The 23,203-nt window shown below is 57.7% G+C and carries 20 protein-coding genes; 12 read left to right on the forward strand and 8 right to left on the reverse strand.

Annotated features, from left to right (window positions below; translation table 11 throughout):
- Nucleotides 1-312 precede the first annotated feature (312 nt).
- The gene (locus tag BFQ03_RS10480) at nt 313-1,227 is read left to right on the forward strand and encodes a site-specific integrase (RefSeq protein WP_065943027.1); all 915 of its coding nucleotides are present in this window, start codon (nt 313-315) and stop codon (nt 1,225-1,227) included.
- A gap of 9 nt (nt 1,228-1,236) precedes the next feature.
- On the opposite strand, the gene BFQ03_RS10485 is transcribed toward BFQ03_RS10480, so the two are convergent.
- The 5 genes from BFQ03_RS10485 to BFQ03_RS10505 all read right to left on the reverse strand — a co-directional run bounded on the left by BFQ03_RS10485 (nt 1,237) and on the right by BFQ03_RS10505 (nt 5,874).
- Nucleotides 1,237-1,491, reverse strand: a complete 255-nt coding sequence (locus BFQ03_RS10485; protein ID WP_065943028.1) for a DUF2790 domain-containing protein — start codon at nt 1,489-1,491, stop codon at nt 1,237-1,239.
- A 214-nt stretch (nt 1,492-1,705) separates the two neighbouring features.
- The gene (locus BFQ03_RS10490) at nt 1,706-2,194 is read right to left on the reverse strand and encodes a DUF4019 domain-containing protein (RefSeq protein WP_065943029.1); all 489 of its coding nucleotides are present in this window, start codon (nt 2,192-2,194) and stop codon (nt 1,706-1,708) included.
- Nucleotides 2,195-2,433: 239 nt separating this feature from the next.
- Nucleotides 2,434-3,438 carry a fimbrial protein gene (locus BFQ03_RS10495; RefSeq protein ID WP_175403892.1) on the reverse strand — a complete coding sequence of 335 codons (1,005 nt, stop codon included), beginning with the start codon at nt 3,436-3,438 and terminating at the stop codon, nt 2,434-2,436.
- Between the two features lie 56 nt (nt 3,439-3,494).
- Nucleotides 3,495-5,519: a fimbria/pilus outer membrane usher protein gene (locus BFQ03_RS10500; RefSeq protein ID WP_065943031.1), complete on the reverse strand. Its 2,025-nt coding sequence runs from the start codon at nt 5,517-5,519 to the stop codon at nt 3,495-3,497.
- Nucleotides 5,476-5,874 (reverse strand): hypothetical protein, encoded by a 399-nt coding sequence (locus BFQ03_RS10505; RefSeq protein WP_139115672.1) that lies wholly within the window; start codon nt 5,872-5,874, stop codon nt 5,476-5,478. The genes BFQ03_RS10500 and BFQ03_RS10505 overlap by 44 nt, the downstream gene beginning before the upstream one ends.
- Before the next feature lie 426 nt (nt 5,875-6,300).
- Here BFQ03_RS10505 and BFQ03_RS10510 point away from each other — a divergent pair, with 426 nt between their 5' ends.
- The 3 genes from BFQ03_RS10510 to BFQ03_RS10520 are packed head-to-tail and all read left to right on the forward strand — an operon-like array spanning nt 6,301 to nt 8,656.
- The gene (locus BFQ03_RS10510) at nt 6,301-7,845 is read left to right on the forward strand and encodes a catalase (RefSeq protein WP_065943033.1); all 1,545 of its coding nucleotides are present in this window, start codon (nt 6,301-6,303) and stop codon (nt 7,843-7,845) included.
- A gap of 58 nt (nt 7,846-7,903) precedes the next feature.
- Complete coding sequence (locus tag BFQ03_RS10515; RefSeq protein WP_065943034.1) at nt 7,904-8,296, forward strand: hypothetical protein; 393 nt, start codon at nt 7,904-7,906, stop codon at nt 8,294-8,296.
- An 18-nt stretch (nt 8,297-8,314) separates the two neighbouring features.
- On the forward strand, nt 8,315-8,656 hold the full coding sequence (locus BFQ03_RS10520; protein ID WP_065943035.1) for a hypothetical protein: 342 nt from the start codon (nt 8,315-8,317) through the stop codon (nt 8,654-8,656).
- Nucleotides 8,657-8,815: 159 nt separating this feature from the next.
- Here the strand turns inward: BFQ03_RS10520 and BFQ03_RS28970 are convergent, their stop codons facing one another.
- Nucleotides 8,816-9,328, reverse strand: a complete 513-nt coding sequence (locus tag BFQ03_RS28970; RefSeq protein ID WP_239695235.1) for a C40 family peptidase — start codon at nt 9,326-9,328, stop codon at nt 8,816-8,818.
- A gap of 361 nt (nt 9,329-9,689) precedes the next feature.
- Between BFQ03_RS28970 and BFQ03_RS10525 the strand changes: the two genes are divergently transcribed.
- Together BFQ03_RS10525 and BFQ03_RS10530 are read left to right on the forward strand one after the other, a co-directional pair.
- Nucleotides 9,690-10,070 carry a RidA family protein gene (locus BFQ03_RS10525; protein WP_065943036.1) on the forward strand — a complete coding sequence of 127 codons (381 nt, stop codon included), beginning with the start codon at nt 9,690-9,692 and terminating at the stop codon, nt 10,068-10,070.
- A 73-nt stretch (nt 10,071-10,143) separates the two neighbouring features.
- Nucleotides 10,144-12,144, forward strand: a complete 2,001-nt coding sequence (locus BFQ03_RS10530) for a peptidase U32 family protein (RefSeq protein WP_065943037.1) — start codon at nt 10,144-10,146, stop codon at nt 12,142-12,144.
- Nucleotides 12,145-12,239: 95 nt separating this feature from the next.
- Here the strand turns inward: BFQ03_RS10530 and BFQ03_RS10535 are convergent, their stop codons facing one another.
- On the reverse strand, nt 12,240-13,157 hold the full coding sequence (locus tag BFQ03_RS10535) for a DMT family transporter (RefSeq protein WP_065943038.1): 918 nt from the start codon (nt 13,155-13,157) through the stop codon (nt 12,240-12,242).
- 131 nt (nt 13,158-13,288) lie between these two features.
- Between BFQ03_RS10535 and BFQ03_RS10540 the strand changes: the two genes are divergently transcribed.
- The 6 genes from BFQ03_RS10540 to BFQ03_RS30605 all read left to right on the forward strand — a co-directional run bounded on the left by BFQ03_RS10540 (nt 13,289) and on the right by BFQ03_RS30605 (nt 22,210).
- On the forward strand, nt 13,289-13,732 hold the full coding sequence (locus tag BFQ03_RS10540; RefSeq protein WP_032860318.1) for an Lrp/AsnC family transcriptional regulator: 444 nt from the start codon (nt 13,289-13,291) through the stop codon (nt 13,730-13,732).
- A 390-nt stretch (nt 13,733-14,122) separates the two neighbouring features.
- Complete coding sequence (locus tag BFQ03_RS10545; protein WP_239695238.1) at nt 14,123-17,725, forward strand: CHAT domain-containing protein; 3,603 nt, start codon at nt 14,123-14,125, stop codon at nt 17,723-17,725.
- The gene (locus tag BFQ03_RS10550; protein ID WP_065943040.1) at nt 17,718-18,944 is read left to right on the forward strand and encodes an alpha/beta hydrolase; all 1,227 of its coding nucleotides are present in this window, start codon (nt 17,718-17,720) and stop codon (nt 18,942-18,944) included. Before BFQ03_RS10545 ends, BFQ03_RS10550 begins: the two co-directional genes overlap by 8 nt.
- 359 nt (nt 18,945-19,303) lie before the next feature.
- Nucleotides 19,304-20,713 (forward strand): circularly permuted type 2 ATP-grasp protein, encoded by a 1,410-nt coding sequence (locus tag BFQ03_RS10555; protein WP_032860316.1) that lies wholly within the window; start codon nt 19,304-19,306, stop codon nt 20,711-20,713.
- 2 nt (nt 20,714-20,715) lie between these two features.
- Nucleotides 20,716-21,666, forward strand: coding sequence for an alpha-E domain-containing protein (locus BFQ03_RS10560; protein ID WP_029299950.1), 951 nt, complete (start codon nt 20,716-20,718; stop codon nt 21,664-21,666).
- Nucleotides 21,667-21,820: 154 nt separating this feature from the next.
- Nucleotides 21,821-22,210: a hypothetical protein gene (locus BFQ03_RS30605; RefSeq protein ID WP_239695236.1), complete on the forward strand. Its 390-nt coding sequence runs from the start codon at nt 21,821-21,823 to the stop codon at nt 22,208-22,210.
- Here BFQ03_RS30605 and BFQ03_RS10570 read toward each other — a convergent pair.
- Nucleotides 22,207-23,142: an alpha/beta fold hydrolase gene (locus BFQ03_RS10570; RefSeq protein WP_065943042.1), complete on the reverse strand. Its 936-nt coding sequence runs from the start codon at nt 23,140-23,142 to the stop codon at nt 22,207-22,209. The two genes, BFQ03_RS30605 and BFQ03_RS10570, sit on opposite strands and share 4 nt — an antisense overlap.
- Between the last annotated feature and the right edge of the window lie 61 nt (nt 23,143-23,203).

The following is a 23,203-nucleotide window of genomic DNA, read 5'->3' on the forward strand; positions in this document are numbered from 1 at the left end:
AGGCGGATGAAAAACTCGTTTATTTGTTGGGCAGACAGCTAGTGTTCAGCTAGACAATTAAGAAGACAGACAAACGATAACTGTTTGCGCTGTAATCCTTATCTGTAAGTGTTTTAGTGCGCGATCACCGCGAATTAATCGGGTTTTCAATCCGCATTTTGCAATGTTGCAGGGCCGCAGGCGCCTGCGCAGGATGAGCCCTGGTTTGGTATGCAGCGCCGACCTGCGTTAGACTCGACGCTCGCCAAACCACTAAATATCGATACTAAACATAGGCTTAGTATCACTATTTAATCTCAAGGCCGATCTGTTTTGACTGAGATTTCCCGCAACCCGCTGACCCTTTATCTCTCACGCCTGGCGCCTTCCAGCCAATTGACCATGCGCTACGTGCTGCAGGATGCCGCCGACCGCCTGGGTTTCGAAGAGATCAATCTGGAAGATATCGACTGGCATCTGTTGCAGCCCGAACACGTGATGGCGCTGGTCGCCGTATTGCGCGAAGACGGGTACGCGCCCAACACCTCATCGCTGTACGTCAACGCCGTGCGCGGGGTGATGAACGAAGCCTGGCGCATCAGCCTGATCAGCCAGGAACACTTGCTGAAAATGCGTTCGGTCAAGGCCAGCGCCGGCACGCGCTTGAGCCAGGGACGCAACCTGCGTCGCACCTTGATCCGCGAACTGATGGACGTCTGCGCCGCCGATCCCCGACCGCAGGGCCTGCGGGATGCGGCAGTGATCGGGATCCTCTACGGCTCGGGAATGCGCAAGTCGGAGTCAGTCAACCTCGACCTGGCCCAGGTGAATTTTCAAGAGCGCAGCCTGCGGGTGATCGGCAAGGGCAATAAAGAGTTGGTCAAGTACGCACCGGCCTGGGCGTTTGCCAAGTTGCAGGCGTGGCTGGAGTTTCGCCGTGAGCACTTAAAGGAAGGAGAGCAGGACGATAACTTTCTATTCAACCGCATCCGCCGGGGCAGCCATATCACCCGCGAACGTATTACCAAGCATGCGATTTACTACATCGCCCGCCAGCGCGGCGAACAGGTGGGAGTGAAGATCATGCCCCACGATTTCCGGCGCTCGTTTATCACCCGGGTAATCGAGGAACATGATCTGTCGATCGCCCAGAAACTGGCACACCACACTAATATCCAGACCACCGCCAGCTACGATGTGCGTGATGACAACGAGCGGCGGCGGGCGATTGATCGGTTTGACCTGTGACTTTTCAAATCAGCCTTGCAGGCATGCATCACTCAGGCGCACGTAGTCCAACCCATGGCTCACGCCCTGGCTGTCGAGGTAGACCATATGGCTTTTGACCGGGCCACACTCGGTAGAAGGGTCGGTGCTGATCTGCACAACCTTGGCGATATCCAGGTTCTGGGAGTAGTCGTAGGCCTGGACAGCCGGACTTGAGGGGCTTTCTCCCTGAGCCAAGGCCAAAGTGCTGAACACGCTTAATAAGGCAACAATCAGGTAACGCATGACAACCTCCAACGCCACGACAGTGGCGACTGACTATGGTTGTTATGTTACGAGGCCTGTGGCCTGAGGCTGAAAGCATGCGTGACGATAGCGTGAATCAGCTAAATCGATAGGGGCAGGGTGGCTGCGATTTACTGGCGGCTCGGCAACATTGAATATAACTAAACTAAACAATCATTTAGTTTAGTTATATTCAATGGTAATAAATGAAGGGCTAGGGTGCCTTCTTGTCATCACCACCAAAAGTAACGCTTTTATGCACGAAATATCCGACGACTCCCCAGCGTTCGTCATCATCACGCAAAATCACTTTCTCCTTGACGGAGGTCGTGGCAAACGTCGAGGCAAACTCGATGACAGCATAGTGTCCCGCAGGGGCGTCAGGCATCTGATCGGTAAAACCAAAGCCCAGGGGTTCTCGCTTGTTGAATGAGCCAAATCCAATACGCAAGGCCTTGAGCCCATTGACCCAGACAGGCTCGGGGATTTTCGCCTGGAACGTCGGGCTGACCACGGACCAGGTCATGTCAGCTTTACCAGCATCAAGCAAAACCAGAAACGCCAATGCCGCATCGAATATCTGTTGCTGCTGTAGCTGCGTACCAGGGTCGGACGCCGTGACCTTGGGCGTGCTCTTGTTGAAACTGACATCGCAACCGCTGAGCAACGCGGCGCTGAGCAACACGACGGCAAATAGCTTCATGCAAAACCTCCCGGGCCCCGACATCCGTTGGGACGAGTAAAGATGAGCATTGGAAGAGTTGCCATTGGCCTGGGGAAAAATACGAGGGGGATGGTCCGTGATTTTCCAGGGGTACGCCTGGTGTGGGGATATATGATACTACGCATAATGTATATTATGTTAAATCAAAGATTAGACTGCCTGGGTTTCTCTCCTCAAACGACAACCCTACTGCCACAGAAGAGATTTCCCGCCAAGGTTTATTGGTAGTCAATGGTAAAGGTCATGGCCGCATTGGCCGGCCCACCCCTGACGGTCGCTGCGGTTTGCAGGTAGCGCGCCTTCAACGCAATGCTGTAGCTGGCGCCCTCGACTGCCGTGGGTACGATACCGCTGGGCAACAGCGTTTGCAGAGCCAGCGGCGTGCCCAGGTTGTCTGCAATCTGGATACCCACGCCCGTGGCCTCAGGCGTGCCACGGTTGAGTTTCAAGACATTTGGCTGGGTGGCATCAACCCCCGCAGTCGGGTCGAGACGGTACTTGATGCTGTTCGCCGTCCCGCTGCCGTCACTGCTGCTGTAGACGCCGTTGAACGCCGGGCAGTTGTTGAGTGCCAGGGTAAAATTGGTCCAGGCCGTGCCCGTGCCGACGCCATTGAACTCAGCCACCGTATGTGTGCCCATGGGCACGTTGACGTTTGGGGTCTGGCAAGTTCGGGCAACGATCGACAACGCGCCGGTGATGCTCACATTGGCAATAGGAAACGTGGCGGCAGTCATACCGCCGCCAACACTGGCAACATATTGCGCTATCGGCAAAGACGCACCCTGGACTGTGCCTGCAGCAACGGTTGGCGCGGTCTTGATGAGCTGCAGTTCAAGCGTATTTGCCGCGTTCAGGCCACCGCTATCCTGGCGCACACCGTAGATTGCGGAATTGCTATAAGGCGCGATTCCGTGATCGCCTTTGATTAACACGCCCAAACCGCTCACGCCTGTTTCGTAGACCTTACCTGCCATCTCCCCAGTGGCCCACAAACTCAATGCAGGTGTGTTGCTATAGCTGATGCTCCGGTCGTACTTGGCGTAGCTGGAACCACCTGTCGCGTAGCACACAATGAAGTTGTTGATAGCCATTTTCTGTCGATACACCACCGCACCTACTGGCACATCACGGCCGATGGTGATGCTCTGTACCCTCAATGCCATGACCGGCGTGACCAATGCATTTCGGACATAGCACGTGCCAGCCGCGTGTACGGTCATTGTGCTGCCCCCTAAAGCGATTCCAACAGCGATAACACGCAGGGCTCTGTTTGTGTTCATGGGGCTACCTTCGCGATTTTGACGGACGGCGTGCACAGCACCGCCGTGGGATGCAATTCAGGATCATCAGCCACCTTTGCTGGCAACGTGACGACACACTGTTGGCCGGCCTCGGCCCCCCAATTGATCAACAGCTGTGATGTGCCCTCCTTGACCCGTGCATACAGCTGGCCACCTTGCCCGACCGTACCCACCGAACCACCGGCAGCGTCACTCACCGTGGCGCCAAAGGGCAACAGCGAGCCGTCCTCCAGACGCACCGTGAGCAACCACGCCTGGCCATGTTGTGTGCCGTACTTGACCATCACGACGGCGCCGGCCCGTGGAGCGATTTGCTGGCTGGTTTCACTCAGCTCAATGTTTTGCGAAATTCCCAGTGGGTCGATGGCTAGCTCATTGAGCTCATACGGCCGTAAATAGGTGACCACGGCGTTACCACGATCATCGAGCTTGATCCCCGGGTAGCCGACCACCTTGGCGCCTTCCGCGCCAGGCGCGCTGAGAATCGCCATGGTCTCACCGGCATTCGGGGTAAACGTGATGCCGCCCGGGTGCGCCACAACCGAGCCATTGGCACTTAATGACAGGCTGTTATAGCCACCGCCCTGGCTGTAGGACGCCCCCACCACTGCATCGCTGCCGGTGTACTGGCCATTCACCGAACCTGTCGAGGTGGCGCTGGCACCGTCATGGCCGGCAGTCACGCCGTAGGTGTACTGGCGGTCTGCGCCGGCACTGCCGCTGAGGCTCGCTTGTTCGCTGTAGCGGCCATCGGTGTTACGACCAAACATCGTGGACAGTTGCGGCGAATTGCCCGGTGAGCCGAAATCCAGCGGCATGCTGATGGTAAGCAACAGGTTGTTCTGCAAGGCGCCTCCGTCAACCCGGCTGCGATTGGCGCTGAGGTTATAGCTGACCTTGCCCAGCTGTTTGTTGTAGCTGAATTGGTATTGCACATCGCTGCCGCTCTGGGTCCAGTAATCCTGGGTAAAGCCACTGATGGCCAGTTGGCCCCAGTCGCCAAGGTCCTGGTTGGCCGTCAATGACAGGCGGCTGCGCGGGTGTGCGATACCTACGGCACTGTATTGGCCCTCCTGGGCAGCCAGCGTCTGGACGGCGGTATTGAGGTCCATGAAGCCGCTGGTTGAAAAACGGTAAGTGGCCACGGTGAAGTGGGTGCCGGTGCGGGTGATGTCTTTGCTGTAGGACAGGCGAACGCTTTGCCCATTGACCGAGCCGGTTGCCAGCCGCGTCTGCGCCTGGGTCACGTCAAGCGCCATCGAACCAAACGAAGTGCCCACTGCCAGCCCGGCCAGCGCAGCCCCATAGTCGGTGCTGGCTTGCATGCCGCCATAACCGGTGAACAGGTTGCTCAGGCCATATTGAACGGTGCCTTGCATCAACCGAACCTGGCGGCTCGCAAAAGTGTTTCGGGTCTCCCCTGCCGTCATGCTGTAACGCAGGGTGCCTGGGCGCAGCAATTGGCTGACCGGGGCGTAAGGCACGGTAAAGCTTTGGGTACTGCCATCCGCTTCGGTGACCGTGACACTCAAGTCGCCGCCGTAACCCGTCGAATACAAGTCGTTGATCGCAAACGCCCCCGGCGCCACCATGGTTTCGTACAACAGGTTGCCGTTCTGGCGGACGGACACGCGCGCAGACGTGCGGGCAATGCCACGAATCACCGGCGCATAGCCGCGCTGGGATTCGGGGAACATGCGGTCGTCGGTATTCAGCTGCAGGCCACTAAAGCCCACCGTATCGAAAATCTCGCCGCTGGTGTTGGACTCGCCCAGCGTGAGTTGGCTTTTAAGCGCGGTGACATCGTGCTGAGCATAGGTGTTCAGGCTTTGATAGTCCTGACCGGTCTGGCCCTGCCACGTCAGAGAACCGTTGTGACGCAAGCGCCAATCACCCAGGTTAAAGCCTGCGTTCAAGCCGAGGTAGGCAGAATCATAATTGCCGCCACGCGTCTGGTTATGGTTGGCGTTGAAGTAGTACCTGGGGCGAAGAAACGCCATCGGCGAGGAATGCCGCGGCGTGATCGTCTTCCGCGTCGGAGGAAATGTACTCGTAGTAGGCGCCGTCTTCAGCCACACCAACCAATTGACCGTGGCTTTCGTAGAAGCCCTCAATGATCAGTTGTGGCTGGTCGGGATCAGTCCCTTCAGTGGCTACATGCAGGTCATTGCCCACACGCTTGATGGTCAGGTTCTCGGGAGCCACTGGTTTATCAGTGCCTTCGGCGAGGATGTACTTACCATCCTTGACCGCCTTGATGCGAACCGGGTCGCCTTGTTTGGTGGTGCGAAGCTCCACCGATTCGGTAATCGTTTTGCCGTCCACTACGGCGACGTTCACTGCGTTTGTGTTCACTGTGATGCCTTCATTCGTCAGATTGGTCACCGCGCCGGAGAGCCGGCACGTCCTAATTATCCAAGGCCCGTCCATTTAGGAAATAGGCCTGGGGATAGGCTGAATGTTGAACTTCACTGACCGTTGTCGATATGAGACATGTCCCAAAACCCAGAATAGTCCTACAAGCATTACTGTAATTATTGCAGTCAAATGCCGTTCTTCATTCGCGGATGCCTTAGTTCGGCATTAACAGTTACACCTACATTGATCGCGCAACAATAAAACCTAGATTATTCGAATTTGAGACAAGTCCTACATTGGCAGTGCAGGGTTCTGAGTGAGCCTAAAAAGGTAACGCTCACCTCAAATAGCGCGCCCAGCCTCTGATCCGGGTAGACCTATCGCTCGGATGGCCGCTTTCACATAATCAGCCAGGAACTCCCAATGAAGGCCCTCATTCGCCTTAATGCACTCACCCCTCGACAGTTGGTGTGCAGCCTCTTCGCCACCAGCGCATTATCATTCTCGGTCCAGGCTGCGGAACTGACCCGAGACAATGGTGCTGCCGTCGCAGACAACCAGAATTCACAAACCGCCGGGGCCAATGGTCCGGTGTTGCTGCAAGACGTAAACCTGATCCAGAAACTGCAACGCTTCGATCGCGAACGCATCCCCGAGCGCGTAGTACATGCCCGTGGCACCGGTGCCCATGGGGTGTTTACCGCCACCGACAGCCTCGGATTGCTGACCAAGGCCAAGCTGTTTACCTCAGGCACGGTCACTCCGGTATTCGTGCGGTTCTCATCCGTGGTCCACGGCAACCACTCCCCGGAAACCCTGCGCGACCCTCGCGGTTTTGCCACCAAGTTCTACACCGCCGACGGTAACTGGGATTTGGTAGGCAATAATTTCCCGACTTTTTTCATCCGCGATGCGATCAAGTTTCCTGACATGGTCCATGCATTCAAACCCGACCCGCGCACCAATCTTGACGATGACTCCCGTCGTTTCGACTTCTTCTCCCATGTACCTGAAGCCACCCGAACATTGACAGAGTTGTATTCCAACGCAGGCATCCCGGCCAGTTATCGGGAAATGAATGGCAATGGCGTTCACGCCTACAAGTTCGTCAATGACAAGGATGAAGTGCATTACGTCAAGTTCCACTGGAAGAGTCTGCAGGGCACCCGTAATTTCACACCCAAAGATGTCGCTCGGGCGCAAGGAGCAGATTACAGCCATATGACCCAAGATCTGGTCAGCCATATCAGCAAGGGTGATTTCCCGAAATGGGACTTGTATGTTCAGGTACTCAAGCCGCAAGAGCTGGGCAACTTTGAGTTCGATCCCCTTGACGCCACGAAGGTCTGGCCGGACGTAGCACTTCGCAAAGTTGGGCAGATGGTCCTGAACCGCAATCCTGCCAACGTGTTCCAAGAAACCGAGCAAGTCGCGATGGCCCCCTCCAATCTGATTCCGGGCATCGAGCCATCGGAAGATCGCCTTCTACAGGGCCGGCTGTTTTCCTACGCCGATACCCAGATGTATCGCCTGGGTGCCAATGCACTGTTACTGCCAATCAACACGCCGAAAAATGTCATCAACAATGGCAACCAGGACGGGGCGATGAACGTAGCCAGCACCACGACAGGCATCAACTACCAGCCAAGTCGATTGTTGCCGCGTGAAGAGTCTACCCAGGCTCGTTACAGCATGCTGCCCCTGTCGGGCAGTACCCAGCAGGTCAAAATCCAGCGTGAGCAGAACTTCAAGCAAGCGGGCGATCTGTATCGCTCATTCAGCCACAAAGAACGCCAGGATCTGATCGAAAGCTTCGGCAACTCACTGGCCAGTGCCGACGACAAGAGTAAGCACAAAATTCTGTCTTTCCTCTACAAGGCTGATCCGGAGTACGGCACTGGCGTCACTAAGATCGTCAAAGGCGATCTGTTTCGCGTTCAGTCATTGGCCTCGAAATTGTCCGACTGAGCAACTGTTCCGCTGCCCGTAACGGGCAGCGACGACAGCTTCGAACAAGGTAATCGCCATGCCCAATAAACAATTGAAAATACTCGTCGCAGACTCCAGCTTGCCGAGGCTGGTCCAGATTGAAAAATACTTGAACAGACTGGGTTACTACAGGGTCCTCGCCTTGCAAAGCTCCGAAGACCTTCGGCTGATGAGTCATAGCCTTATCGACTATTTTGATGTGCTGATTGCAAACAAGGCGCTGGCATCGAATATTAAAACCACCTCTGCATCACTGCTCCAGCCCATATCCCACAAAACAAACCCTACGCTGTTGTATGACTGCCTGGATTCCCCACCTGATATTGAACTTGTACAACACTTTATGGCAGAAATCGATCCGCCCTCCCCTTGGGCGTGTTTGAAAGATCTGGCGTGGATAAAAGGTCCGAACAAAGAGCGCGGTAAATGATAGTCGGCAGACCGTGTCATGATTAAGAACGCCTGCTTACCATTTATCATCGTCTGGGGCTTGGGTCTTGCTGGATGTACCCGATCGACGATACATCCCGACCTCATAGAAGCACGTGAGCTTTTTACACAACTACAAAACAAACCCGAGTCGTTCACCGTGGCCGTCAGCGAGGTCAAGGCAGCCTTTGCCGTTCTTATCCAAGCAGACCTGTTATCCAACACTGATATTGACTCACCTGATGTCAGTCGACTGTCACAGCTTGCCATACATAAAATAGCACTTGCCGAACAGGTGATAGCCGCGTGTAACCCTGAATGCCTCAGTCAATGGATAAGAGACAGACGCAGCACACACTGACTCATTAACTGGACGTGAGTAGAGTGACGCGGGATGAAGCCACAGAAAGGATTGGAACAAGCCAATATAAAAAGCTCGCAAGCGAGCTTTGGGGAGGGGTTACCAAACATTAAAAACAATCAGAACACATGCGAATATTTATTCGGGGATTATTATGATTCAGTAAAAACGCTTCGCGGAAAAATAACTCTTACTCCAGTATTGATTACTCAATGAATCGATACGGACACTTTTGCCTTTTCTAGGGGCATGAATAAACCGATCATCACCAATATAAATCCCCACATGCCTCATTCGGCTACCACCATTGTGCTGGAAAAAAATGGCATCTCCGGTTTTCAAATCATCACGAAAAACCGTTGTGGCCGTAGAGTTGAGCATCGAGGATGTTGTTCGGGGGATCTTAATTCCCACTTCACTGCGAAACAGATAAAAAAGTAATCCGCTGCAGTCGAACCCCTTACTCTCTGAGATGCCACCCCACTGATAAGGCGTACCAATCAATTCATGAGCACGCCTTACCAGACTTTCCATATAACCTGAAGTGTCACGCTCAACACCCTGGTGCTGGCTGCCCTCCGCCGATCCAATAGGGAAGTTTTGTTTTGTCGAAGCGAATAAATAATCAGAAAACAAATAGCTGAACACTATAGCAACAGTAAACTTTGACACTTTACACACCGTAAAAATTGAGCGCATGCTGGCTGGGAGTGCAATAGTATTTATGAGGCAGGCACCATAAAATAAGATTTGTCTCAGTCAGTCCTACGGATAGATCTGAGGCGACAGACGGGGCTCTTCTGCTGAGTGCCCGATGGCAAGATTGGGCATCACCTGGCCAACCATCCGAACGCCTGGCACACAGTCGACGATCATCTCGATGGTGATGCCGATTGTTCTCGGCGGTGTTAGTTGCAGTCGAGTCTTACCGTGACGTCAACCACCGTCAATGAACGTCTACCAGAAACTCTTTCTTGAAAAAACAGAAAACAACTTACTTAATAGCGTGCATTTAATTCAATCAGGGTTCCTCATGGCCAATCACGATCTGCGCTTTACCCCCGACCTCGACCCGGACTCCATCTCCTCCGATGTCATCGGTTTCAACGGGATTCTCGTCTCCACGCAAATCCCCACCCGCGCCGACGGCAGCCTGGAGCTGGGCGATATCACCTCGCAAAGCGAATGTACCCTGCAAGCACTCAAGGTCGCCCTTGAGCGCGCTGGCAGTTCCATCGACCGGGTAATGCACTTGACCATTTACCTGACCGATATGGCCGACCGTACCGCCTTCAACGAGGTGTACAAACGTTTCTTCGCCAAACCCTGGCCGGTGCGTGCAGCCGTTGGCGTGGCTTCGCTGGCGGTTGAGGGGATGCGAGTAGAAGTCACGGCAATGGCAGCCATGGGCTAAGTCCAGCGCACTATTTCAGGCGAATCACGGCTACAATGCGCCCCTCAACCGTGACAAGCCTGACTAAAAAACTATGTCCTTGCCCAAGCATCATCTGGAATTGCTCAGCCCTGCCCGCGATGTCGCCATCGCGCGCGAGGCTATCCTGCACGGCGCCGACGCCGTGTATATCGGCGGCCCAAGCTTCGGTGCGCGCCACAACGCCTGCAACGACGTGAGCGAGATCGCCCAACTGGTGGAGTTCGCCCGTCGTTACCACGCCCGGGTGTTCACCACCATCAACACCATCCTGCACGATGACGAACTGGAGCCGGCGCGCAAGCTGATCCACCAGTTATACGATGCCGGCGTCGATGCGCTGATCGTCCAGGACCTGGGGGTGATGGAGCTGGATATCCCGCCCATCGAACTGCATGCCAGTACCCAGACTGACATCCGCACCCTGGCCCGGGCCAAGTTCCTCGATCAGGCCGGGTTCTCCCAACTGGTACTGGCCCGCGAGCTGAACCTGCAGGAAATCCGTGCGATTGCCGATGAGACCGAGGCCGCCATCGAGTTCTTCATCCATGGCGCGTTATGCGTGGCGTTTTCCGGCCAGTGCAATATTTCCCATGCGCAGAATGGCCGTAGCGCCAACCGTGGCGACTGCTCCCAGGCCTGCCGCCTGCCCTACACCCTCAAGGATGACCAGGGCCGGGTCGTGGCCTTTGAAAAGCACCTGCTGTCGATGAAAGACAACAACCAGAGCGCCAACCTGCGCGCCCTGGTGGATGCAGGCGTGCGCTCGTTCAAGATCGAGGGCCGCTACAAGGACATGGGTTATGTGAAAAACATCACCGCCTATTACCGCCAGCGCCTGGACGAGATCCTCGAAGACCGCCCGGACCTCGCTCGCGCTTCCAGCGGCCGTACCGCGCATTTCTTCCTGCCGGACCCGGAAAAAACCTTCCACCGTGGCAGCACCGACTACTTTGTCAGTGACCGCAAGATCGATATCGGCGCCTTCGACACCCCGACCTTTACCGGCCTGCCGGTAGGCATGGTGGAAAAGGCCGGCAAGCGCGACTTGCAGGTGATCACCCATGAGCCGCTGTCCAACGGTGATGGTCTCAACGTGCTGATCAAGCGTGAAGTCGTGGGTTTCCGGGCCAATATCGCCGAGCCCAAGGGTGAGTTCGAGGAAGACGGTGAGAAACGCTACCGCTACCGCGTCGAGCCCAACGAGATGCCGGCGGGCCTGCACCAACTGCGTGCGAACCACCCGCTCAATCGCAACCTGGACCATAACTGGCAGCAAGCGTTGCTCAAGACGTCGGCCGAGCGGCGGATCGGCGTGTCCTGGCAGGCCAGCCTGCGTGAAGATCAACTACAACTGACCGCCACCAGCGAAGAAGGCGTGAGTGCCAGCACCACCCTGCCCGGCCCGTTCGGCGTGGCCAACAAGCCGGAGCAGGCGCTGGACACCTTGCGTGACCTGCTTGGCCAACTGGGCACCACCCAGTATCACGCCACGGCGATTGAACTGGACGCACCGCAGGCGTACTTCATCCCTAACTCGCAACTCAAGGCCCTGCGCCGTGACGTGATCGAGGCGTTAACCATCGCCCGTGTCGAGGCTCATCCCCGTGGTGGCCGCAAAGCTGAAACCACACCGCCGCCGGTGTATCCGGAGTCGCACCTGTCGTTCCTGGCCAACGTCTATAACCAGAAGGCACGCGACTTCTATCATCGTCATGGCGTGAAGTTGATCGACGCGGCCTACGAGGCCCACGAAGAAACCGGTGAAGTGCCGGTGATGATCACCAAGCACTGCCTGCGCTTCTCCTTCAACCTGTGCCCCAAGCAGGCCAAGGGCGTGACCGGCGTGCGGACCAAGGTCGCACCGATGCAACTGATCCACGGTGATGAAGTGCTGACGTTGAAGTTCGACTGCAAGCCTTGTGAAATGCATGTGGTGGGTAAGATCAAGGGGCATATCCTTGACTTGCCGTTACCGGGCAGTGGCGTGCAGCAGGTCGTGGGGCATATCAGCCCTGCCGATCTACTCAAGACCATTCCTCGCGGCGCCCACTAGTTATCTTTCTTGATGGGCGATAGGGCGATCCCGCGCAGCAGGGTTTGTTTGACCTGCTGTACAGGATTGCTTGTTCAGCCAAAAGCGTTGCGGCATTAACGCAAGCGTTTGTTCCACAACCGTTGGACTCTGCTGTGCTTCATGCGCCACCACCAGCCACGCTGCAACCCCGCCGCCGCCAGCAGAATCGCCGCCACGCCCAGCCACTGCACCCAGCCCAGGCGATGCCCGTAGGCAACCCAGTCAACCAGAATCGCGGCAATGGGATAGATGAACGACAGCGCCCCGGTCATCGCCGTCGGCAGCTTTTGGATCGCGCCGTAAAGCAACACGTACATCAAGCCGGTATGCACCACACCCAACGTCAACAGCGCGGCCCAAGCCTCAACGGGGGCCGATAGACTCTGCCACGAGACCAGCGGCGCCAGCAGCACCGCGCCGGTACTCACTTGAATCAGGGCCATCAGGTGCGGTGGCACGGCCTTCAAGCGCTTGATGATCAGCGCCGCGATGGCATACAAAAACGCCGCCCCCAATGCCAGCGCCACACCCACCCGGTAATCCCCACCACTGCCGGGTTGTTCGCCATGCGCGGTGACAATGGCCAGCATTCCTACAAACGCCAGGCTGAGCCACGTCAGCTTTTGCAGGGTGATTTTTTCGCCGAGAAACACTGCCGCGAGCATCACCAGCATAAACGGTTGAACGTTGTAGACCGCCGTACTGATGGCGATGGAGGCCTTGTCATAGGAAGCAAACAACAACAGCCAGTTCCCGACGATGGCCACACCGCTGAGCATGGCCCAGCCGAGTGTCGAGTAACTCAACAGTTCAACGCGCAGATAGCCCAGCAGCCAGCACACCAGCAGCAGGGTCAAGGCACCCATCACACAGCGCCAGAACACCACCTCGATCACCGGCACGCCAGAGACCAATACAAACCAGCCGATCGTGCCAGAGATCAGCATCGCACCGACCATTTCCCACGAACCGCGACGCATCAATTTGTCCATGAACAAGCTCCTCGGATGAGGCTTGATTATGGCAATCTGCGTTAATCCGCCTCCAGCCCTTCAAAAAGGCAAAAGCGCGTGATCACCTATTCTTATTAGGCAAGTTGGCCAATTTTCTTTTGGAGACCGCGATGATTGACCTGATCGACCAACAACTGATTGCAGCCTTGATGGACGACTCACGCTGTTCGCTAAAGACCCTGGCAGGCATTACCGGCCTGTCCTCGCCCAGCGTTGGCGAGCGCCTGCGACGCCTGGAAGAGCGCGGCGTCCTCAAGGGCTACACCGTGGATATCGACCCGAAACACTTTGGCTACCTGCTGCAAGCCATCGTGCGTATCCGTCCCCTGCCCGGCCAATTGCAGGAGGTGGAGCGGCAGATCCAGGCAATCGCGCAATTTACCGAATGCGACAAGGTGACCGGCGACGACTGCTTTATCGCACGCCTGCATGTGCGCACCATGGATCAGTTGGATACCTTGCTTGACCGCCTCAACGCCTATGCCGAAACCAACACCGCCATTGTCAAGAAAACCCCGGTCAAGCGCCGGCTGCCGCCGTTGTCAGATGGATGATGGGGGATTTGCACTACGATGCCTGCGTCAGCTGTGCCATCATGTTGCAATTACGCTTAAGGCTCTTCACGGATGATCGGTTTGTCCAGTCAATTTAATTTGTTCATCACCACGACGCCTACAAAAGACGTCATCGACTTCCATCTCCAGAACGAGCGTGGGGCCCAAGTGGCGTACCACCAGGCGGATCTGCGCCAGTTGGGGGCAAGCCTAAAGCGTGGCCTGTTCGACCTGCGTGACTACCTGGATCAGTACGTTGCGGCAAGCGAGCAATCCCTGGCGATTGCTGACATTGGTGTCGCTATTGCCCAACATTTGTTGGGCCCGCAGATTTTCGAAAAGCTACAGCAGGGGCATCATCAACGCACACTGTGCGTGCACTTGCCGGCGGTGACCGGGGAACAAGACAGCCTGGCCGCCACGATGGCCCGCGTCGCCTGGGAAATCGCCCGGCCCGACGCCCTATCGAAGACCCTGGGTGAGCATAATCTACTGGTGCGGGTCACCCACACCCTCGCACACAAGCCCTCCTCACCGGTCCCCCTGAGACCCGATGAAGCACTGCGCGTGCTGTTTGTCTTCGCCGAATCCCGTGGTTCACACCCATTGAGTGCACGGCTGGAAAGGCGCGAGCTGCTGCGGCTATTCAAGAAAGAGATCTACCCCAACCGACGCGTCATCGTGCATTTCCTGACCCATGGCGTAACCCGCCAACGGCTGTTCGACCAGATCCAGCAACATGCCGGCTACCATATAGTTCACTGGAGCGGGCACGGCCGGCTTAACCAGTTGGAACTCGCCAGCCCCGGTGGTACCAAGGACAGCATCAGCGGTGACGAATTGGTACGCGTGTTCAATGAGGCTGGGGGCTTCCTGCCCAGGCTGGTGTTTCTCGGGGCATGCCAGTCCGGGGACAGCCTGCAACCCCGTGGCTGGCGTGACTTCTTCAGTATCGCCCAGGGTAATGACCGGCCGATCAAGCCCCATGATAACGAGCCATCGGGCGCCGCAGGCACTGCGTATGCGCTGCTTAATGGCGGTATTCCTTCGGTCGTGGCCATGCGCTTTGCCGTGAATGACGACTATGCACGGGAGCTGGCAATCCGTTTCTACCGGGCCCTGCTTGCCGACTCCACGCCAAAGGACGCAGCAGCAGCACTCAATCAGGCCCGTAAAGAACTGGCCAATCGTAATAGCAACAACGCGCCACGGTTCGCCTCCTGTGACCACGCCACAGCGGTATTGTATGGCGTCGAACAGCCTGGCCTGACGCTGGTAAAGGGCCCCAGTCCCGACATCCAGGCGCAGAATCGACTCTTGCATGCCATTGGCGAACTGACCAGTGTCAGTCATGAACACTTTGTCGGCCGCACATGGGAACTGGCAGGCCTGGGCGCCGATTTTATCGGTTCGCGTACGGGTAACGAGGTCAAACCTGTCGCCGTTATCACGGGATTGGGTGGCATGGGCAAAACCGCCCTGGTGGCCGAAGCGCTGGACTTGTGGACCGATCGTTTCGACTGGGCCCTGCTCTACCAGGCCAAACCCACCGCCCTGGCATTTGAGGCCACCCTGCTGGATATCCACTGCAAGCTGGACGGTGAACTAGGTGTCTACCACGAGCATGTGAGAGCCCATCTGGCCGACAGCATTTATCGCGAGGCCACTCCCGAGTTCACCGGGCCCCAACGGGTCACGCGGCTGATCCGAAATTTGATCCGGGCGCTGCAGCAAGAGGCGATCCTGCTGGTCTTCGACAACTTCGAGAGCAACCTCAAGCCAGCCGGCGAGACTGTGAATGGGCAGACCTTGTGGGCCTCTCAGGATCCCGCGTGGGACGCATGCCTGCGCACCCTTTGCAGCGAACTGCAGGGCTCGCGCTCACGGGTGTTGATCACCTCGCGCCTGCCCCTTCGCGCGCTGGACGGCGACGGTGCGTTTGCGGTACTGCTGGGGCCATTGCCAGCAAAAGAAGCAGCGCTGTATCTGCGTGCCCATCCGGTCCTTAGCCAGATGGCCAGCAGCAGCGACGAAACCGTCAGTTCATTGGCCATGCGTCTGCTCAACGCCAGCCGTTTTCATCCATTACTGATGGATCGCCTGACGCGACTGGCTGCCGATCCGGCGCTGCATGAGCAGTTACTGGAAGCCTTGGAAACCCTGGAGCACACCGGGAATTTCGCCAGCCTGCCAGATCTCTTCGCCACCACGCCCAACAACCAGCAGGAGCGCAGTTACCTTGATAATGCGTTGGCTGTATCGCTGGACCAGTTTATCCAGCACTTGAGCGTTGAACGACGTCAGTTGCTATGGGTGGTTTCCCTGGCAAACGACCCCGTTACCCTAGTGTTGTTGAAGATGGTCACTGCCGAATTCAAGCTGGCTAAAGAATCAACTCCGGGCGAAGAGATAGCAGCATTGCTTCGCACTCTGGTCAGCGTAGGCCTAGTCAATGAAAGCAGACGAGATCCCGTCGACGACAACCCACGCCTGACCTGTCATGAGCTGGTTCGCGAACGTATTCAGCTGTGGATGGAGCTGTCTGCCGATGAGCGTGGTGGGCTGGACGAAAATGTGATCCGGCTGGCTTACGCGCACTTGCTCAAAAGCTATTTTCTGGCCATGCGTCATAAGGATATGGCGTCGGCGCTCCAAGCTGGCAGCCAGGCACTTATCTATTGTGTACAAGCCCAGGCGTGGGACCAGATGGAGGGTTTCGTCAGCAGTCTTGTCACCAGTACCCGTGACCCTGTCATGGTTAATGCGTTGATTCCACATCTGCAAACCGCCGCTGAAACAGTACTTGAAGATCAGCAGCGCTTGTTCTTTTTGAACTGCCTGGCTGATGTCCTGGTGTCTGCCGGTCAATTGGATGCCAGCTTACAGGCCTATCTTCAGGCTGTGTCCCTTGCCCGAGCTGCCACTGAGGACGATGAAGGCGATACTCAGGAGGCCTGGGGACGACTCGCCGTGGTGTGTTGCAACAGAGCAATCGTGTACTCCACGCTGGGCAAATTTGACGATGCACGTGAATGTTATGTTGAAAGCACCGAAGCAGAAAAACGCGGCGCCCGCCCCATCGTCAACCTGATGATCAATGAGTTACAAATGCTGCATCTGGATGTACGCCAGGGTTACATCGAACGCGCCGAGCCCCAGGTGGCCGAACGGCTTGAAATCGTAACGCAGTGGTGGAACCGCCATGAGGCAGGTCAACCAGTGCCTGAGGCACCCAACGCTGAGTTGCTGGCGCGAGCGATCATCGGTGCGTTGAACATCGCCCTTCGTATCGACGCTGACAAGCGCGATTGGGCTGGCGCCCTGAAAAAAGTGGATAAGGTTCTGGAAATAGAACGTTCGATATCCCGATCGCCGGAATACATCACGACAACTCGGTTCGACAGGGCCTACATTCTGATGGAGCTACCGAACCATCTGGATGAGGCACGTGATGAGCTGGAGGAATGTAGCAAGCATTTCCATAATGTCCCGGATATGCGTGCCAGGGCGCTGACCGCACTCGCCAACCTGGCTCAAAAGCAAGGTGATTTTAAGTCAGCAATCGCCCAGGAACGACGGGCTCTGGTTCTACACGAACAGCTACCCAATCCTTACATCCGAGCGGGCTCCCATAGCAACCTGGCGAATTATCTTTCCCAGCGAGGGACACCCGCGGACCTGAAGGAATTGCCACTTCACCGAATTGCCAGCATTACGTACTGCGTAGCTGCCGGACTAGGGCAGGACCTGATTGATGCCATGCGTGGGTACTCCTTGGATGTGCGGCGCGCCATTGCCGCGGGTAGGGACACGACCCCGCCCACAGTCTCTGAAGTAATAAATACTCCCGGTTTTTCAGCGCTGAGCCACTGGCTTGATTCGCGCCAGATCAATCTTGAGGACCTTCAAGCCCAAGCGGACTCTTTCACTGAACATTGTCACGCCGCGATATTGAGCCAACTCACCTCTTCCGAGCCCGCCCCTGATGCCTGACACCTCCCCCGCTATGCCCCTGGAAGATCTGCTCGCAGACCTCCAAACCGCTGTGCATTTTGGCAACCGTGCCCGAGCCTTGGACCTGTCCCGTCAAATCGAACAACGCCTGTTACAGGAGGCTTGCGACCGCGCCGATATCGAACGCCAGGTCCGCGCCCTGCTCAGTGAGTTGGAACACCCCATCCAGGCCAACAGGCCACTTTCCCTCAAAGATTTGCAACAGCAGCGCAGCGCCGCAGACCTGGTCTACCCCGTCTGGTTCGGCACCAATCGTCAGCCACTGGGCGATGGTTTCAGTGGCCAGCGTCACCCAACGGTGACTTACGGCAGAGCACTGGTGCATGTCCCAGAGGCCCACCGCTTCGGCGAGACCGGCTCCAGCCTCTGGCAGCGTATGCGCCGCTTTGATTTGCGCGACGACCGTTTGCGCCTGCAATGCGCAGACCCTCGGGATCAAGACACGTTCTTTAGCGAACTGCGCGATGAAATGGAGGCCGCACGGGAAAACGGCGAGACGCCCCATGCCCTGGTGTTTTTGCATGGCTATAACACCAGCTTCGAGCAGGCCGCAATCCGCGCCGCGCAATTGGGGGTTGACCTCAATGTCAGCGGTGCGACGGCCTTTTTCAGCTGGCCCTCCCGGGGTTCAGCCCTGGCCTATACCATCGACGAAGCCAGCATCGAAGCCAGCGAGGCAGCGATCACCGAGTTCCTGGTGAAGTTTTCCCGCGAGTGCGGCGCCGACAAGGTTCATATCATCGCCCACAGCATGGGCAATCGCGGCCTGCTACGGGCGTTGCAGCGAATTGCCGGCAATGCACAGACCAGTGCGGCCGTGCAGTTCGGGCAGATCTTCCTGGCCGCCCCCGATGTTGATCGCGACCTGTTCCTTGATTTGTCCGCCCTGTACAGCGCCCATGCCGAACGGGTCACCCTGTATGCCTCGGATGCCGACAAGGCCGTGCATATGTCAGCCAAGTTCCACGACTCACCGCGCGCCGGCTACTACAGTCCGTACACAATCACGGCAAATATCGACACCGTGGCCGTCCCGGATTTTGATGTGGACATGCTCGGCCATGGTTATTTCGCCCAGGCCGATGCCTTGCTCAGTGATATCCATAGCCTGATCCGCAATGACGCCGCGCCTGCTGAACGGCAACGCTTCATCCCCGCGCAATTCAACGGGCAGACGTTCTGGAGGTTCAGGCCCTGAAACCGCAATCACCCTCCGCGGTTATCCACCTGGATCCGGCACCATCCCACCGCCTGCACCGTTCTGGAGCAAGTACCGCGCGCATCACGCACTGAACGTGCGCAGGCCGCTCCAGTAACGGGCTGATACACCGTGTAATCCCTACAAACACGGTTTCGGCACAGCCATTGCTTTACTCCTGAAACACCCTGCCTGCCCAGGTGAACACAGGAGTAAATGTTACCCCCCGACTCAGAGCCGACTCCAAAAGAAAGTAAGGACCCGGTCCGTTGGCGCCAAAAGCCACGGGCTCATAACAATGCGTTTTCTAAAGCGGCAGTGCCTGCAACCTTTCACCCGGCACTGACAAGGTAATTGGAATGGCTCGATCTTTCTTTGATGAAATGAATGACGCAAATGGCGTCTGCCGTGCGCACTACCAGGATTTTTCCCGCTGGCTGGCCAATACGCCACCGGAACTGCTGGCCCAGCGCCGCCGTGAGGCCGACCTGCTGTTCCACCGTGCCGGGATCACCTTCACCCTGTACGGTGACGAGCAAGACACCGAGCGCCTGATCCCCTTCGATATCATCCCGCGCAGTATCCCCGCCAGTGAGTGGAGCGTCATCGAGCGCGGCTGTATCCAGCGCGTCACTGCGCTGAACATGTTCCTCGCCGACATTTACCACGACCAGCGCATTATCAAGGCCGGGATCATTCCGGCCGATCAGGTTCTCGGCAATGAAGGCTATCAGAAGGCCATGATCGGGCTGGACCTGCACCGCGATATCTATTCCCACATCTCCGGTGTCGACCTGGTGCGCGACGGCGATGGCACCTACTACGTGCTCGAAGACAATCTGCGCACGCCCAGCGGCGTCAGCTACATGCTCGAAGACCGCAAGATGATGATGCGCCTGTTCCCGGAAGTGTTTGCCAAGCAGCGCATCGCGCCGGTGGATCACTACCCCAACCTGCTGCTCAAGACCCTGAAAAGCGCCAGCCGCCTGGACAACCCCAATGTGGTGGTGCTGACCCCAGGGCGCTTTAACAGCGCGTTCTTCGAGCACGCGTTCCTGGCCCGGGAAATGGGGGTGGAGCTAGTGGAAGGTGCCGACCTGTTCGTGCACGACCTCAAGGTGTTCATGCGTACCACTGACGGCCCGAAAGCCGTGGATGTGATCTACCGGCGTATCGACGACGCCTTCCTCGACCCGCTGGCCTTCAACCCCGAATCCATGCTCGGCGTTCCTGGCCTGGTGGCCGCCTACTGCGCCGGCAACGTGGTGCTGGCCAATGCCATCGGTACTGGCGTGGCCGACGACAAATCCATCTACCCCTATGTGCCGCAGATGATCCGCTTCTACCTGGATGAAGAACCGGTGTTGCAAAACGTGCCGACGTTCCAGTGCCGCAAACCCGAGGAACTGTCCCACGTACTGGCGCACTTGCCTGAGCTGGTGGTCAAGGAAACCCAGGGCTCCGGCGGCTACGGCATGCTGGTGGGGCCGGCCGCCTCGGCGGCTGAGATCGAAGACTTCCGTCAACGCATCAAGGCCCGGCCCCATGCCTATATCGCCCAGCCGACGCTAAGCCTGTCCACCTGCCCGACCTTTGTCGAAAACGGCATCGCGCCACGGCATATCGACCTGCGGCCCTTTGTGCTGTCGGGCAAGGAAACCCGCCTGGTGCCGGGAGGGCTGACCCGTGTGGCGCTGCGCGAAGGCTCATTGATCGTCAACTCGTCGCAAGGCGGCGGAACCAAGGACACCTGGGTGGTGGAGGGCTGAGTATGCTGAGTAGAACCGCCGCAGATCTGTATTGGATGTCACGTTACCTGGAGCGCGCGGAAAACCTGGCGCGCATGCTGGAAGTCAGCTATTCGCTGTCACTGATGCCCCAGGCGGGGCGCAGTGATGGCCTGGACGAACTGGCGATGTCGCTGCTCAGCAGTGGCACCCTGGACAGCTACCTGGAGCGACATCAACAACTGGACGCCGAGCGCATGCTGCACTTCTTCGCCCTCGACGAAGAAAACCCGGCCAGTATCTACAACTGCCTGCGCGCTGCCCGGGGTAATGCCCATGCGGTGCGTGGGCGGATCACCGCCGACATGTGGGAAAACCTCAACGCTACCTGGCTGGAAATGCGCAGCATCGCCGCTGGCGGCCTGGCGCGTCATGGCATCAGCCACTTCTGTGATTGGGTCAAGCAGCGTTCACACCTGTTCCGTGGGGCCACGTCCGGCACCATCATGCGCAACGATGCCTATCGCTTCATCCGCCTGGGCACCTTTGTCGAGCGCGCCGACAACACCCTGCGCCTGTTGGATGCGCGTTACGAAATGTTTGGCGAAGAGTCCGAAGAAGTCAGCGACCTCTCGGCCCGCGGCTACTACCAGTGGAGCGCCCTGCTCCGTGCCTTGTCGTCATTCGAGGCCTACACCGAGCTGTACCCCAATGCGCTGAACGCACGTTCGGTGTCGGAGTTGCTGCTGCTACGCAGCGACGTACCGCGCTCGTTGCATGCGTGTATCGAGGAGTTGAGTCATATCCTCGCCGACCTGCCGGGCAGCTACGGCCGTACCGCCCAGCGCCTGGCTGCCGAGTTCGAGGCGCGGCTGCGTTATACCGGCATCGACGAAATCCTGGAGGAAGGCCTGCACAGCCGGCTGACCGAGTTTATCGACACCGTGCGCGAACTGGCGCGGGCGATCCACAGCTCGTACCTGGAAGTGGTGTAAATACCGCACTCTCCCTGTAGGAGCGAGCTTGCTCGCGAAAAACCCAAGGTCGCCGCGTTTCTTCAGGCTTCCCGCGTTATCGTTGAACGCCTTCGCTGGCAAGCCAGCTCCTACAGAAGGGATGTGTATTCAGCGCATTTTTGTAGGAGCGAGCTTGCTCGCGAAAAACGCAAGGTCGCCGCGTTTCTTCAGGCTTCCCGCGTTATCGCTGAACGCCTTCGCTGGCAAGCCAGCTCCTACAGAAGGGATGTGTATTCAGAGCATTTTTGTAGGAGCGAGCTTGCTCGCGAAGAACGCAAGGTCGCCGCGTTTCTTCAGGCTTCCCGCGTTATCGCTGAACGCCTTCGCTGGCAAGCCAGCTCCTACAGAAGGGATGTGTATTCAGCGCATTTTTGTAGGAGCGAGCTTGCTCGCGAAAAACCCAAGGTCGCCGCGTTTCTTCAGGCTTCCCGCGTTGATGGTCCGCCCCTTGAGCGGGCTCCAGGCCTTTGATGAGGAAATGGGCCGGCGCCTGGCACCGTTCCTGGCCAAGGCCAAAGGCTAACGCTGCAGGAATGCCAGCAGCAGCGTGTTGACCTGCGCGCCCTGCTCCACCTGGATCCAGTGCCCGCAGTTGGCCAGGACATGCTGTTCCAACTGCGGCACCACCTCGGGCATGCGCTTGAGGGTGTGAGCCTCAAACACCCCCACCGGATCACGGTCGCCGATCAGGAACAGCGTCGGTTGCAGCACCTGTCGGCCCGCCAGGAACTCAGTGCGCTGCCAGTTGCGCTCGAAGTTGCGGTACCAGTTCAACGGTCCGCGAAAGCCATTGGCGAAGGTTTGCACATAGATCTCCAGATCGTGCTGGTTGCACCAGGCCGGCAAGGCACCCGGCAGCGCGACGCCATCCAGCAAGCTGTCCGTGGCCGGCTTTTGTTGCAGGAATACATCCTGATCCTGCATGAACAGGCGCAAGGTGCGCTCGATATCCGCTTCCAACTCCTGCTCCGCCACGCCGGGCTGCTGGAAGTACAGGATGTAGTTGAACCGCTCGGCATACAGCTCACGCATGATCTCGATCACCGGCCTGCGGGAGCGACTGGCGAACGGCACCGACAAGGTGACCAAGGCGCTGATACGCGCAGGTTCCAACAAGGCCAGGTGCCAGGCAACCACCGCGCCCCAGTCATGGCCGACCATCGCCACCCGCTGATGACCGAACAGGTCCATGGCCCCCTGGATGTCCGCGCACAGGGTCAATAAATCGTAGTCGGCAATCTCGGCAGGCGCGCTGCTGCGCCCATAGCCACGCATTTCTGGCACAAACACGCGATACCCGGCAGCGGCCAGCACGGGTATCTGCTGGCGCCAGGAGTGCCAGCACTCGGGAAAGCCATGGAGCAACCACACCGGTGGGCCGCTTTCGGGGCCGGCGATATGCAGGCTCAATTGAATGCCGTTGACCTGGATCGTCTGTTGTTCGATAGCACTCATCACGCAGCTCCATGAGGGGATTGCTGCAGACTGCCCCACCGGCGCGGCTCGTACCAGCATC

The sequence above is a fragment of the Pseudomonas sp. 25 R 14 genome, from assembly GCF_900004755.1.
Taxonomy (GTDB): domain Bacteria; phylum Pseudomonadota; class Gammaproteobacteria; order Pseudomonadales; family Pseudomonadaceae; genus Aquipseudomonas; species Aquipseudomonas brenneri.

What these genes read in the sequence shown, in the direction of transcription:
- BFQ03_RS10485 (WP_065943028.1), bottom strand. Translation starts at nt 1,491, where the DNA reads ATGCGTTACCTGATTGTTGCCTTATTAAGCGTGTTCAGCACTTTGGCC.
- BFQ03_RS10490 (WP_065943029.1), bottom strand. Translation starts at nt 2,194, where the DNA reads ATGAAGCTATTTGCCGTCGTGTTGCTCAGCGCCGCGTTGCTCAGCGGT.
- BFQ03_RS10495 (WP_175403892.1), bottom strand. Translation starts at nt 3,438, where the DNA reads ATGACCGTACACGCGGCTGGCACGTGCTATGTCCGAAATGCATTGGTC.
- BFQ03_RS10500 (WP_065943031.1), bottom strand. Translation starts at nt 5,519, where the DNA reads ATGGCGTTTCTTCGCCCCAGGTACTACTTCAACGCCAACCATAACCAG.
- BFQ03_RS10510 (WP_065943033.1), top strand. Translation starts at nt 6,301, where the DNA reads ATGAAGGCCCTCATTCGCCTTAATGCACTCACCCCTCGACAGTTGGTG.
- BFQ03_RS10515 (WP_065943034.1), top strand. Translation starts at nt 7,904, where the DNA reads ATGCCCAATAAACAATTGAAAATACTCGTCGCAGACTCCAGCTTGCCG.
- BFQ03_RS10520 (WP_065943035.1), top strand. Translation starts at nt 8,315, where the DNA reads ATGATTAAGAACGCCTGCTTACCATTTATCATCGTCTGGGGCTTGGGT.
- BFQ03_RS10525 (WP_065943036.1), top strand. Translation starts at nt 9,690, where the DNA reads ATGGCCAATCACGATCTGCGCTTTACCCCCGACCTCGACCCGGACTCC.
- BFQ03_RS10530 (WP_065943037.1), top strand. Translation starts at nt 10,144, where the DNA reads ATGTCCTTGCCCAAGCATCATCTGGAATTGCTCAGCCCTGCCCGCGAT.
- BFQ03_RS10535 (WP_065943038.1), bottom strand. Translation starts at nt 13,157, where the DNA reads ATGGACAAATTGATGCGTCGCGGTTCGTGGGAAATGGTCGGTGCGATG.
- BFQ03_RS10540 (WP_032860318.1), top strand. Translation starts at nt 13,289, where the DNA reads ATGATTGACCTGATCGACCAACAACTGATTGCAGCCTTGATGGACGAC.
- BFQ03_RS10550 (WP_065943040.1), top strand. Translation starts at nt 17,718, where the DNA reads ATGCCTGACACCTCCCCCGCTATGCCCCTGGAAGATCTGCTCGCAGAC.
- BFQ03_RS10555 (WP_032860316.1), top strand. Translation starts at nt 19,304, where the DNA reads ATGGCTCGATCTTTCTTTGATGAAATGAATGACGCAAATGGCGTCTGC.
- BFQ03_RS10560 (WP_029299950.1), top strand. Translation starts at nt 20,716, where the DNA reads ATGCTGAGTAGAACCGCCGCAGATCTGTATTGGATGTCACGTTACCTG.
- BFQ03_RS10570 (WP_065943042.1), bottom strand. Translation starts at nt 23,142, where the DNA reads ATGAGTGCTATCGAACAACAGACGATCCAGGTCAACGGCATTCAATTG.